Consider the following 12,745-nt stretch of genomic DNA (forward strand, 5'->3'; position numbering starts at 1 on the left):
GCCCCATCGACGGGCGCCGGACGAAGATGTCAATAAGGAGCAAACCGATGAAAAACCAACGCACTCAGCGAAAGATCGTAGCCGCCGCGGCCAGCGTGGCGCTCACTCTCGGTCTGGTGGGCGGCGCGTACGCGCAGCAGGCGAGCGACGTAACCGGTGGCACCACCACCGACCAGACGAGCGCAGGCAACGTCAACGGCGGAGGTCTGCCGCAAATCCAGCAGCAAGGCGACGTTTCGTTCGTCTCGGGCGGCGTCGGTCTCGACGAGTCGAAGGCGCTGCAGCAGGCGCAAAGCCAGTGGCCGCTGTCGCTGCGCTTCACGGGGCCGGGCTCGGACTTTCTCGCCGACGTCCATGTGCGGATCGTCGACGCGCATAACGGCGAGGTGTTGAGCACGACGTCGCGCGGTCCGTACATGCTCGTGAAGCTGCGGCCGGGCCGCTACACGGTGCATGCGGCCTACAAGGACCGCGACCAGTCGAAGGCCCTGACTGTTCCGGCGAAGGGCACGGCGAAAGCGGCGTTCTACTGGAACACCCAGTAAACCCGAGGCTGACGGGGTATCCGCATGGACGCCGCGCAATCGTGAGAACTTTGACAGATAATGAAGCCACGGGCCTGTCCCGTGGCTTTGCTGTTTGCACGACCGCACACTTTCACGGAGCCGAGACATGAGCGATGCCTTGACACCCCACGGAAGCCGGGACAAGTCCGCCGGCGGACATGCCATCGCGATCACCGGCAACGATCACCGCGTCCGCGTGATCCACGGCGGCGTGACGATGGCCGACACGCACGCCGCGCTGACACTCAGCGAAACCGGCTTGCCCGACGTGTTCTACTTTCCGCGCGAAGACGTGAACATGGCGCGGCTCGAGCGCTCGACGCACACCACGCACTGCCCGTTCAAGGGCGACGCGTCGTACTTTCATCTGCGCACCGAAGACGGCCTGATCGAAAACGCCGTATGGAGTTACGAGACGCCGTTCGAGCAGGCGGGCCGAATCAAGGGCTATCTCGCGTTTTACTCATCGCGCGTCGACCGCATCGATCAGACGTCCTGATCGGCTGTCGCGCGTTCGTCGGGAGGCTGGGATGGAACTGAACGACGCGTTGCGGATTCCACTTGCGCCGTCCGATGTCTGGGACGCGTTGCAAGACCTCGCGCTCCTGCGCGCCAGCCTCGATAACTGCGAGTCGTTCACGCGCTTTGCGCACGGCGAATACGCGCTGACCATGACGGTTCCGCTCGGGCCGCTGCGCGCGCGTTACGAAGTTCGCGCGCACGTCGCCGGCCAGGATTCGGGCCCCGCCGATGCGGAACGCCGCACCATCAACTTCAAGGCGCGCGCCGACGGTGTCGGGTCGCTGCGCGGACAGATCGAAGTGCGGCTGCGCGCGGAAGAGGGCGCGGCGGGCGGCCGTGAGCGCGGCACGCGGATCGACTACACGATCTGGGCGACGTCGTCGGGACCGCTCGCGCAACTGCCCACACGCCAACTCGAAAATGCGCTGCGTCAACTCGCCGACGATTTCTTCGCCGAATTCAGCGCGGTCGTGTGCGCGAAGCACGGCCAGGGTCCGAATCGCGCGCGCGGTTCGGCGGCGCGTCGCCAGCATGTGTTTTTGCGGCCGATCACGTTGGGCGGCATCGCGCGGCGCACTCGCGGCGAGGATGGCGGCGCGCTCGGCGGACGGGCGGCGAGCGTATCGCACAGCGTCTCGCATCACGAACCGACGCCGCATGCCGTGCCGAACTGGGCGTGGGCGGCGATGATTTTTCTTGTCGCGTTGTTGTTGTATGTCGCGCGGTGGATTAGTGAGCGGTGAGGGCCGCTTAGGCCGTGGCGTGTTGACGCATGACGTGTGATGCGCAACGCGCAACCCATGACGACGACTGTCGCGCCGACGCGACTACGAAATCGCGGTGCGCGCCTACGAAAGGACGTCGTTCCGGGCCGCGCTTCGTCTTGTCGCGCGCTCGTTGCCGGACGGGGGTTGCTTTCTCGCTGAGCGCCTGATGCGTCGCGAGCTTCATCCCCTGCGCGCCGGGCAGCGCGAGCTTCGCCCATCGCGCCACTCACATCGGCTACACAGCGTCACGCACCGCGAAACTCCCTTCGCCACGCCGACGGCGACGTGCGAAACGCGTCCGCGAAATGCTGGCGCAACGATGCCGCCGACCCAAACCCGGCCATGCCCGCGATCGCCTCCACCGACTCATCCGTGCTCTCGAGCAACTGCTGCGCGCGCCCGAGCCGCTGCGCGAGCAGCCATGCGCCGACAGTCGTGCCCGTGGCGAGCCTGAAGCGCCGCGTGAAAGTGCGGCGGCTCATCAGCGTGCGCGCCGCGAGGCTGTCGAGCGTGTGCGCCGCGTCGAGATTGCCGCGCACCCAGTCGAGCAGGCCCGACAGCCGGTCTTCGCGGATGTTCGGCGGCACCGGCTGCTGAATGTATTGCGCCTGCCCCCCTTGCCGATGCGGCGACACCACCAGCCGGCGCGCGACGAAGTTCGCCACTTCCGCGCCGCACATCTTGCGCAGCACATGCAGGCAGCAATCGAGTCCCGCCGCCGTTCCCGCCGATGTCAGCACGTTGCCGTCGTCGACATACAGCACGTCGCGGTCGAGCCTCACGCGCGGGTAGCGGCGCGCGAAGTCGTCGGCCCACGCCCAGTGCGTCGACGCCGGGCGCTCGTCGAGAATGCCGGCCGCGGCCAGCACGAACGCGCCGAGGCATAGTCCGACGAGTTGCGCGCCGCGCGCATGGGCCGCGCGCAGCGCGTCGAGCAAGGCCGCGGGCGGCGGCTCATCGGGATCGCGCCAGCTCGGCACGATGATCGTGTGGGCTTCGGCGAGCGCTTCGAGGCCATGCGTGACGGCGATCGAGAAACCCGCAGTCGTCGTCAGCGGGCCGGTTTCGGCCGCGCACACGCGAAAGTCGAAATGCGGCACGCCGCCGCTGCGGTCCTCGCCGAAAACCACGCACGGCACCGAGAGGTGAAATGGACTGATGCGGTCGAAAGCGATCACCGCGACGATGTGCGCGTGCTGTGGATCGGAACAAGCGGCCAGCGCAGCCGATGCGGCGGATGCAGCCATGAGTCGGGCACCTGGTGGAATGACAGCGTCGATGGGAAAACCAATGGCCCGATTCTAGCGAAGATTGTCAAACGGGCCGCTGTTGTCGAAGGCGCGGTGGAGGAACAATGCGTCATCGCCGCTGCCGTTGCGGCTTGCAGCCCGGTCTTCCGCGCTCGCAGCAACGGCGGCGCGCGACCTCGATCAACATCCACAGGAGTCTTGCCATGACCAGCCCGCGCCGCGCGCTCATCGTCATCGACGTGCAGAACGAATACGTGAGCGGCGATCTGCCGATCGAATATCCGGAGGTCCAAAGCTCGCTCGCCAACATCGGCCGCGCGATGGATGCGGCGCGCGCGGCCGGCGTGCCGGTCGTCGTCGTGCAGAATTTCGCGCCGGGCGGCTCGCCGATCTTCGCGCGCGGCAGCGACGGCGCGGAACTGCACCCGGTGGTCGCCTCGCGCGAGCACGATCACTACGTGGAAAAGTCGCTGCCAAGCGCCTTCACCGGCACGGATCTCGCCGAGTGGCTGACCGCGCGTCAGATCGACACGCTGACGGTCGCCGGCTATATGACGCACAACTGCGATGCGTCGACGATCAACCACGCGGTCCACGCCGGGCTCACGGTCGAGTTTCTGCATGACGCGACGGGCTCGGTCCCGTACGAAAACAGCGCGGGCTTTGCGAGCGCAGAGGACATCCACCGGGTATTTTGCGTGGTGCTGCAGTCGCGCTTCGCGGCGGTCGCGAGCACGGACGAATGGCTTGCCGCGGTGAAAAGCGGCGTGCCGCTGGAACGCGGCAATATCTATGCGTCGAATCAGAAAGCGCGCAGCAGAAACCGCTGACACGCAGAGCCGCGGACGCGGCTGAAAAGCCGCGACGAGCCCGAGCCGCCGACAGCCTTACGCCAACTTGCGCAGCGCCGGGCTCATGCGCAGCGCATCGAAGATGCCTTCGACCATGCGTTCGCCGAGCGCGGCGAAATCGGTCGCATCGGGCAGGAACAGCATGTCGCGCAACGATCCGCCGACAAACGCATGCACCATCGCCGCGGCCAGCTTCGTGTCGAGGTCCGCGGGCAATTGCCCCTTCGAGATCGCATTGCGCAAGCCGCCTTCGATCTTGACCAGCGCCTCGCGCATGTTGGTCTGATAGCGGACCATCACCGGTCCCATTTCCTCGACCAGCTCGCACTTCAGAAACAGGATGTCGAACACGCGGCGGCGGCGCGGATCGTTCGCGGTGTCGCGCACGCACACAATACAGATTTCCATCAGACGGCCGAGCGGATCGGGCTCGTTGGGGTCCAGCGACGCGGCCTTGAGTTCGTCGAGCGGCAGCAGCACCCGGTCGAACATCTCCGTGAACAGGTCGCTCTTGTGCGAGAAATGCCAATAGATGGCGCCGCGCGTGACGCCGGCCGCTTGCGCGATGTCCGCGAGCGACGTGCGCGATACGCCTTTTTCGAAAAACACTCTTTCTGCCGCGTCGAGAATGCTATTGCGCGTCTCCAGCGCTTCTTCCTTGGTTCGTCGCACCATGGTTATATGACCTGCCCTGATTGTGGGGTTTTCCCGAGCTTTTTTAAGTACGCCCGGTGACAATCCGTCTGCTCTTGAGTGTTTGCCGAAGCATTCTTGCCGGTCCCCGCCCTGCACGAGAAGCAACGCACTTTTACATTCATTCTTGAATGTATATATAATAGCACCCCACGATCGGATAGCCCAAGCCGTGACGACCAGTTAATATCCGTCACTGTTGCCTTTCAAAACGCTCTTTGCGTCGCGCCCGAACGGGCGGCGCCGTGCGGCATTTCCCGGTTTGGCGCATATCGCCCAGGTGCCTCGTAACTTCGGTACGTCTTCACGGGCTTCCGGTCGAGCGTCGCAAGACGCATGTGTGCGCTGCTGTCCCCGGGGTAGGGATGCGCGCACTTTTTCATTCTCAGTCATAGACAGAGGTCGCTCCATGCGCGTCGAACGGGTTCCATTCCGCTTAATCAGTGCCGCGACGGCTGCCATATTGCTGGCAGCATGCGGACCAAAACAATCTGCCCCGCCGCAACAGACGCCCGAGGTTGGCGTCGTCACCGTCCAGCCGACTACCGTACCTGTCGTCACCGAATTGCCCGGCCGCACCAGCGCCTTCCTCGTCGCGCAAGTGCGCGCGCGGGTCGACGGCATCGTGCTGCGCCGCGAGTTCACGGAAGGCGGTCAGGTCAAGGCGGGTCAACGTCTGTACAAGATCGATCCGGCGCCTTATATCGCCGCGCTGAATAACGCGAAGGCCTCGCTCGCCAAGGCGCAGGCCAACCTTGCGTCGACCACGGCGCAGGCCAGCCGCTTCAAGGTGCTGGTCGCCGCCAACGCGGTCAGCAAGCAGGACTACGACAACGCGGTGGCCGCGCAAGGCCAGGCCGCGGCCGACGTCGCCGCCGGCAAGGCCGCGGTCGAGACGGCGCAGATCAACCTCGGCTATACGGACGTCACCTCGCCGGTGACCGGCCAGGTCGGTGTGTCGCAAGTCACGCCGGGCGCGTATGTGCAGGCGAGCGCCGCGACGTTGCTCGCCACCGTCCAGCAGCTCGACCCGGTCTACGTCGACCTGACGCAATCGAGCCTCGACGGTCTGAAGCTGCGCCGCGAAATTCAGGAAGGTCGTCTCAAGACGAACGGACCTGACGCAGCGAAGGTGTCGCTGATTCTCGAAGACGGCCGCACCTATTCGGAAAAGGGCAAGCTGCAGTTCACCGACGTCACGGTCGACCAGAGCACCGGTTCCGTCACCGTCCGCGCGATCTTCCAGAACAAGGACAAGGTGCTGCTGCCGGGTATGTTCGTGCGCGCGAAGATCGAGGAAGGCGTGAACGAGAACGCGCTCGTCGTGCCGCAAGTCGGTATCACGCATGACCAGAAGGGTCAGCCGACCGCGCTCGTCGTCGGCGAAGACAACAAGGTCGCGCTGCGCCAGCTTGTCACGTCGGGTACGTACGGTTCGAACTGGGTGGTCGAGAACGGCCTGAAGCCGGGCGACCGCGTGATCGTGCAGGGCACCGACAAGGCGAAGCCCGGCATGCAGGTCAAAGCCGTTGCCGCACAACTTCCCGCCTCGCCAGCCTCGGGCGCAGCCGCCCAGGGCGCGCCGGCCGCCAGCGGCGCTGCGCAGACGGCTCAACCCGCTTCCGCAGCATCGGGCGCGTAATAACAGGGAGCCCGCCACATGGCAAAGTTCTTTATTGATCGCCCGATTTTTGCATGGGTGATCGCCATCATCCTGATGCTCGCGGGCATTGCGTCGGTGTTTACATTGCCGATCGCGCAATACCCGACCATCGCACCGCCGGCTGTGCAGATCAGCGCAACCTATCCGGGCGCGTCGGCGAAGACGGTCGAAAACACCGTCACGCAGGTGATCGAGCAGTCGATGAGTGGTCTCGACCACTTGCTGTATCTGTCGTCCACTTCGGACGACTCGGGTGCGGCAACCATCACGCTGACGTTCGCGGCCGGCACCAATCCTGACATCGCGCAGGTGCAGGTGCAGAACAAGCTGCAGCTCGCCACGCCGCTGTTGCCGCAAGCCGTGCAGCAGCTGGGTACGAAAGTCACGAAGTCGAGCAGCAGCTTCTTGCTGGTCATGGCGTTCGTGTCCGAAGACGGCAGCATGAACAAGTACGACCTCGCGAACTACGTAGCGTCGAACGTGCAGGACCCGGTCAGCCGTATCGACGGCGTGGGCACGGTCACGCTGTTCGGCTCGCAGTACGCGATGCGCATCTGGCTCGACGCGAACAAGCTCACCAACTTCGGCCTCACGCCGGTGGATGTGCAGAGCGCGTTGCAGGCGCAGAACGTTCAGGTCGCGGGCGGCTCGCTCGGCGGCACGCCGTCGGTGCCGGGGCAGGTGTTGCAGGCGACCATCACGGAAGCCACGCTGCTTAATACGCCGGAACAGTTCAGCAACATTCTGCTGAAGGTGAATCCGGACGGCTCGCAAGTCCGCATCAAGGACGTGGGGCGTGTTGAGCTGGGCGGCGAGAACTACAACTTCGACACGAAGTACAACGGTCAGCCGACCGCGGGCTTCGGTATCCAGCTCGCCACGGGCGCGAATGCGCTGGCTACCGCGAAGGCGGTGCGCGCGAAGGTCGACGAGTTGTCGAAGTACTTCCCGCACGGTCTCGTCGTGAAGTACCCGTACGACACCACGCCGTTCGTGCGTCTGTCGATCGAGGAAGTGGTCAAGACGCTGCTCGAAGGTATCGTGCTGGTGTTCCTGGTCATGTACCTGTTCCTGCAGAACCTGCGCGCCACGCTGATCCCGACGATCGCCGTGCCGGTGGTGCTGCTGGGCACGTTCGCGGTCATGAGCGTGGTGGGCTTTTCCATCAACACGCTGTCGATGTTCGGTCTCGTGCTGGCCATTGGCCTGTTGGTGGACGACGCGATCGTGGTGGTGGAAAACGTCGAGCGGGTGATGGCGGAAGAGGGCTTATCGCCTCGCGACGCGACCCGCAAGGCGATGGACCAGATTACCGGCGCGCTCGTCGGCGTGGCGCTCGTGCTGTCGGCGGTGTTCGTGCCGGTGGCGTTCTCGGGCGGCTCGGTCGGCGCGATTTACCGGCAGTTCTCGCTGACGATCGTGGCGGCGATGGTGCTGTCCGTGCTGGTCGCGCTGATTCTCACGCCGGCCTTGTGCGCGACGATTCTCAAGCCGATTCCGCAAGGTCATCACGAGGAGAAGAAGGGCTTCTTCGGCTGGTTCAACCGCACCTTCAACAAGAGCCGCGACAAGTATCACTCGGGCGTGCACCACGTGATCAAGCGCTCGGGCCGCTGGCTCATCATCTATATGGTGGTGATTTTCGCGGTTGGCCTGCTGTTCGTGAAATTGCCGAAGTCGTTCCTGCCTGACGAAGACCAGGGCACGATGTTCGTGCTCGTGCAAACGCCGTCCGGCTCGACGCAGGAAACCACGGCGCGCGCGTTGAAGGACGTGTCGGACTACCTGCTCAACGGCGAGAAGGCGATTGTCGAATCGACATTCACGGTGAACGGCTTCAGCTTCGCGGGCCGCGGTCAGAACGCGGGTCTCGTGTTCGTGCGGATGAAGGACTACGCGCAGCGTCAGCATGCGGACGAAAAGGTGCAGGCGCTGGTGGGCCGTCTTTTCATGCACTTCGGCAGCTATAAGGGCGCGCTGGTGTACCCGGTGAATCCGCCGTCGATTCCGGAACTCGGCACGGCCGCGGGCTTCGACTTCGAGCTGCAGGACCGCGCGGGTGTCGGTCACGCCAAGCTGATGGAAGCGCGCAACATGCTGCTCGGCATGGCCGCGCAAGATCCGACGCTGGCTCAGGTTCGTCCGAACGGGTTGAACGATACGCCGCAGTTCAAGGTGAATATCGACCACGAAAAGGCGGCGGCGCTCGGCGTGTCGTTGTCGGCGATCGACCAGACGTTCTCGATCGCGTGGGCGTCGCAGTACGTCAACAACTTCCTCGATACCGACGGCCGGATCAAGAAGGTCTACATGCAGGGCGATGCCCAGTTCCGCATGAAGCCCGAAGACCTGAACGCCTGGTACGTGCGCAACACGGGTGGCGGCATGGTGCCGTTCTCGTCGTTCGCAAGCGGGGAGTGGACTTACGGTTCGCCGAAGCTCGAGCGCTACAACGGTATTTCCGCGGTGGAAATCCAGGGCGCGGCGGCGGCGGGCAAGTCGACCGGTCAGGCAATGACCGCGATGGAAGCGCTCGTGGCGAAGCTGCCCGCGGGTATCGGCTACGAGTGGACGGGTCTGTCGCTGCAGGAGCGTCAGTCCGGTTCGCAGGCGCCGATCCTCTACGGCATCTCGATCCTCGTCGTGTTCCTGTGTCTCGCGGCGCTGTATGAAAGCTGGTCGATCCCGTTCTCGGTGATCATGGTGGTGCCGCTCGGCGTGATCGGCGCACTGCTGGCCGCGACGCTGCGCGGGCTCGAAAACGACGTGTTCTTCCAGGTCGGTCTGCTGACCACGGTGGGGCTGTCGGCGAAGAACGCGATTCTGATCGTGGAATTCGCGCGCGAGTTGCAGCAGAGCGAAGGCATGGGCCCGATCGAGGCCGCGCTGGAAGCGGCGCGTCTGCGGCTGCGCCCGATCCTGATGACCTCGCTCGCGTTCATTCTCGGCGTGATGCCGCTCGCGATCAGCAACGGCGCCGGCTCGGCGAGCCAGCACGCAATCGGTACGGGCGTGATCGGCGGCATGTTGACGGCGACCTTCCTAGCGATTTTCATGATCCCGATGTTCTTCGTCGTGATTCGCGCGAAGTTCGGCGGCGAGACGGAAGACCCGGATGTGGCGCTTGCACACTACAACCAGCACCATCCGCATGATCCGGACAGCAATGCCTCGGGCAAGGACGGACATTGAGATGCAAAAACACTCTTTGATTGCAGTAGCGGTCGCGCTGTTCGCCGCCGGTTGCACGATGGCGCCGAAGTACGAGCGCCCCGCCGCGCCGGTGACGAGCAACTTCCCGACCGGCGGCGTCTACGAGACGCAGCCGGGCGCGACTCAACCGGGCCAGTCGGGCGCGCGCAGCGCGAACGGCGTGGCCGCGGCGGACATCGGCTGGCGCGATTTCTTCGTCGATCCGCGCATGCAGCGGCTGATCGACATCGCGCTGAAGAACAACCGCGATTTGCGCGTGTCGGTGCTGAACATGCAGGCGTCGCAGGCGCAGTTCCGCATCGTTCGCGCGGGTCTGTTCCCCACGCTCGACGCCGCGGCTTCGCAAAGCAAATCGCGCACGCCGGAGAATCTGTCGGTGGCCGGCAGGACGATTAGCAACTCGTATTCGGTCGGTCTGAACGCTTCGTGGGAAATCGACTTCTTCGGCCGCATTCAGAGCCTGAAGGATCAGGCGTTGGCGCAGTACCTGGCTACCGCGCAGGCGCGCAAGGCGGCTGAAATCGCGCTGGTTTCGCAGGTCGCGAATCAGTATCTGACGGTGCTCGAACTCGACGATCTGCTGAAAGTCACGCAAGGCACGCTGAAGACCGCCGAGGAGTCGTACCGGATCACGAAGCTGCAGTTCGACAACGGCACGGGCTCCGAACTCGATCTGCGTCAGGCGCAGACCGTGGTCGAGCAAGCGGGCGCGAACCTGCAGGCGCAGGAGCGCTTGCGCGCACAGGCCGAGAATGCGCTCGTGCTGCTGCTCGGCGAGCCGCTGCCGGCCGATCTGCCGCCGGGCCTCACGCTCAGCGACCAGAATCTGCTGACGGACATTCCGGCGGGCTTGCCGTCCGATCTGCTGACGCGTCGTCCGGACATCATGGAGGCCGAGGAGAATCTGCTCGCGGCCAACGCGAATATCGGCGCGGCACGGGCGGCGTTCTTCCCGAGGGTCTCGCTCACGGGCAGCTTCGGCACGCTGAGCCCGACGCTCGGCGGATTGTTCAAGCCGGGTTCGGCCGCGTGGAGTTTTGCGCCGTCCATCACGTTGCCGATTTTCGAAGGCGGCCAGAACAAGGCCAACCTCGACCTCGCCAACATCCAGAAGAACGCGCAAATCGCCACGTACGAAAAAGCGATCCAGACGGCCTTCCGCGAAGTGGCGGACGGGCTCGCCGCGCGGGGCACGTACGATCAGCAGATCCGGTCGCTCGAGCGCAATGCGTTTGCAGAACAGCGCCGGCTGGATCTGTCGACTCTGCGTTATACGAACGGCGTCGATAGTTATCTGTCGGTGCTGACCGCGCAGACCGATCTGTATTCGGCGCAGCAGTCGTTGATCACCGCGCGCATGCAGCGCCTGCAGAACCTGGTCACGCTGTACCAGGCGCTCGGCGGCGGGTGGATCGAGCATAACGGCGATCAGCCGCGTCCGCCCGATGCCCCGGTCGACTACGGCGCGGCCAGCGCGCCGGCGGCGGCTTCCGCTGCTACCGCGGGCTGAGCGTTGCGGTAATCGACGCTTGAAAAGCACAACGCCACGGCATGCCGTGGCGTTGTTTTTTGTGGCGGCTCTCTGACAGACAGCGGCTCGCGTGGCTAGCGTGGCTTCGCGACTGAGCGGCGCTCAGCGCTTCGCCGCCATAAGCCGCGAAGCCATAAGCCTCGGAGCCATAAACCGCAGAGCCACGAGCCTCAATGCAAATCCGCCGCCCGCAGCATTTCATCGCGCGGCGGCTCCTTGCCGCCGCGTCCGTCGAAATCATGGCCGGCCGCACGGATTTCGCACTGCGCCTTCTTCTCGCTTTTTACGCCGTTAAAAATCAGATTCAGCACGACCGCGGACACCGAAGCCAGCAGAATCCCGCTGTGCAGAAGCGGCGACAGCGCAGCCGGCAGCCTCGCGAAGAAGTGCGGCGACACCACCGGCACGAGCCCGAGGCCGACACTCACCGCGACGATGAACAGGTTGTGGTGATTCTTCACGAAGTCCACCTTCGACAGCACCTTGATGCCGTTGGCCGCGACCATCCCGAACATCACGATGCCCGCGCCGCCCAACACGAAAGCCGGCACGGAGGCGACCACTTGCGCCATCTTCGGAAAGAGGCCCAGCATGACGAGAATCACGCCGCCCATCGCGCAGACGAAGCGGCTTTTCACGCCCGTCACGCCGATCAAGCCGACGTTCTGCGAGAACGACGTATGCGGAAACGAGTTGAAGATGCCGCCGATCAGCGTGCCGAGTCCATCCACGCGCAGGCCGCGCACCAGCGTTTTCTGATCGACCGGCCGGTCGACCATGTCGCCGACCGCGAGGAACATGCCGGTCGATTCGATGAAGGTGACGAACATCACCGTCACCATCGTCGCGATGGAAAGCGGATCGAAGTGCGGCAGGCCGAAGTGGAACGGCATCACGAAGCCGACCCACGGCGCATGCGTGACGCCGTCCATATCGACGCGGCCGAGCGCGAGCGCGATTGCAAAGCCCGCGACGATGCCGAGCAGCACCGAGATGTTGGCGACAAAACCCTTCGCAAACTTGTTGATGAGCAGAATCAGCATCAGCACGATCAGCGACAGGCCGAGGTACACCGGATTGCCGTAGTCGGGATTGCCGACGCCGCCCGCTGCCCAGTTGATGCCGACGCCCATCAGCGAGAGGCCGATCACCGAAATCACCACGCCGATCACGACCGGCGGGAAGAAGCGCAGCAGCTTGCCGACTGCGGGCGCAAGCAGAATGCCGATCACGCCAGCGGCGATCGTCGAGCCGAAGATGTCGAGAATGCCGAGCGAGGGGTTCGTGCCGATCGCGACCATCGGGCCGACCGCGGCGAACGTGCAGCCCATGATGACCGGCAGGCGGATGCCGAAGATCCACAAGCCGAGCGTCTGGATCAGCGTGGCTATGCCGCAGGAGAACAGATCGGCGCTGATCAGGAACGCGATCTGGTCTTTCGGCAGCTTGAGCGCCGCGCCGACGATCAGCGGCACGGCGACGGCGCCGGCGTACATCACCAGGACGTGCTGGATGCCGAGGGTGAGCAACTGGCCTGCGGGCAGCCGCTCGTCGCACGGGTGAACCGTGTTCGATTGCATAACGTCTCTCTCCACCGTCTGAGTTTTGGGATGGACTCCAAGGTATCGGGGACGAAAAAGCGCAACAAGACCGCTGGCGCCTATTCCGGCATTCCCGGTCACGATATGG

Annotated in this window: 10 protein-coding genes; 7 read left to right on the plus strand and 3 right to left on the minus strand. The window is 64.7% G+C overall.

Going from position 1 to position 12,745, the window contains the following annotated elements; all coding sequences use genetic code 11:
* Positions 1-47: 47 nt before the first annotated feature.
* From C8K18_RS18000 to C8K18_RS18010, 3 genes are all read left to right on the plus strand, one after another.
* Positions 48-545, plus strand: a complete 498-nt coding sequence (locus C8K18_RS18000) for a hypothetical protein (protein ID WP_006049987.1) — start codon at positions 48-50, stop codon at positions 543-545.
* A gap of 127 nt (positions 546-672) precedes the next feature.
* Positions 673-1,065, plus strand: a complete 393-nt coding sequence (locus tag C8K18_RS18005; protein WP_006049988.1) for a DUF427 domain-containing protein — start codon at positions 673-675, stop codon at positions 1,063-1,065.
* Positions 1,066-1,096: 31 nt separating this feature from the next.
* Positions 1,097-1,831, plus strand: coding sequence for a CoxG family protein (locus C8K18_RS18010; protein ID WP_006049989.1), 735 nt, complete (start codon positions 1,097-1,099; stop codon positions 1,829-1,831).
* 269 nt (positions 1,832-2,100) lie between these two features.
* Here the strand turns inward: C8K18_RS18010 and C8K18_RS18020 are convergent, their stop codons facing one another.
* On the minus strand, positions 2,101-3,102 hold the full coding sequence (locus tag C8K18_RS18020) for a helix-turn-helix domain-containing protein (RefSeq protein ID WP_107708624.1): 1,002 nt from the start codon (positions 3,100-3,102) through the stop codon (positions 2,101-2,103).
* Positions 3,103-3,308: 206 nt separating this feature from the next.
* Here C8K18_RS18020 and C8K18_RS18025 point away from each other — a divergent pair, with 206 nt between their 5' ends.
* On the plus strand, positions 3,309-3,935 hold the full coding sequence (locus tag C8K18_RS18025) for a cysteine hydrolase family protein (protein WP_029968161.1): 627 nt from the start codon (positions 3,309-3,311) through the stop codon (positions 3,933-3,935).
* 57 nt (positions 3,936-3,992) lie between these two features.
* Here C8K18_RS18025 and C8K18_RS18030 read toward each other — a convergent pair whose 3' ends face one another.
* Positions 3,993-4,631 (minus strand): TetR family transcriptional regulator, encoded by a 639-nt coding sequence (locus C8K18_RS18030; RefSeq protein ID WP_006049992.1) that lies wholly within the window; start codon positions 4,629-4,631, stop codon positions 3,993-3,995.
* A 427-nt stretch (positions 4,632-5,058) separates the two neighbouring features.
* Here C8K18_RS18030 and C8K18_RS18035 point away from each other — a divergent pair, with 427 nt between their 5' ends.
* The 3 genes from C8K18_RS18035 to C8K18_RS18045 are packed head-to-tail and all read left to right on the plus strand — an operon-like array spanning position 5,059 to position 11,035.
* A complete protein-coding gene (locus C8K18_RS18035) occupies positions 5,059-6,291 on the plus strand; it encodes an efflux RND transporter periplasmic adaptor subunit (protein ID WP_006049993.1) in 1,233 nt (410 codons plus the stop codon).
* An 18-nt stretch (positions 6,292-6,309) separates the two neighbouring features.
* Positions 6,310-9,504 (plus strand): efflux RND transporter permease subunit, encoded by a 3,195-nt coding sequence (locus tag C8K18_RS18040; RefSeq protein WP_107708626.1) that lies wholly within the window; start codon positions 6,310-6,312, stop codon positions 9,502-9,504.
* A gap of 1 nt (position 9,505) precedes the next feature.
* Positions 9,506-11,035, plus strand: coding sequence for an efflux transporter outer membrane subunit (locus tag C8K18_RS18045; RefSeq protein WP_006049995.1), 1,530 nt, complete (start codon positions 9,506-9,508; stop codon positions 11,033-11,035).
* Between the two features lie 191 nt (positions 11,036-11,226).
* On the opposite strand, the gene C8K18_RS18050 is transcribed toward C8K18_RS18045, so the two are convergent.
* Entirely contained in the window at positions 11,227-12,636 is a 1,410-nt protein-coding gene (locus tag C8K18_RS18050) for a nucleobase:cation symporter-2 family protein (RefSeq protein WP_029968159.1), read from the minus strand.
* Between the last annotated feature and the right edge of the window lie 109 nt (positions 12,637-12,745).

It is taken from the genome of Paraburkholderia sp. GV068, assembly GCF_003058125.1.
GTDB lineage: Bacteria > Pseudomonadota > Gammaproteobacteria > Burkholderiales > Burkholderiaceae > Paraburkholderia > Paraburkholderia graminis.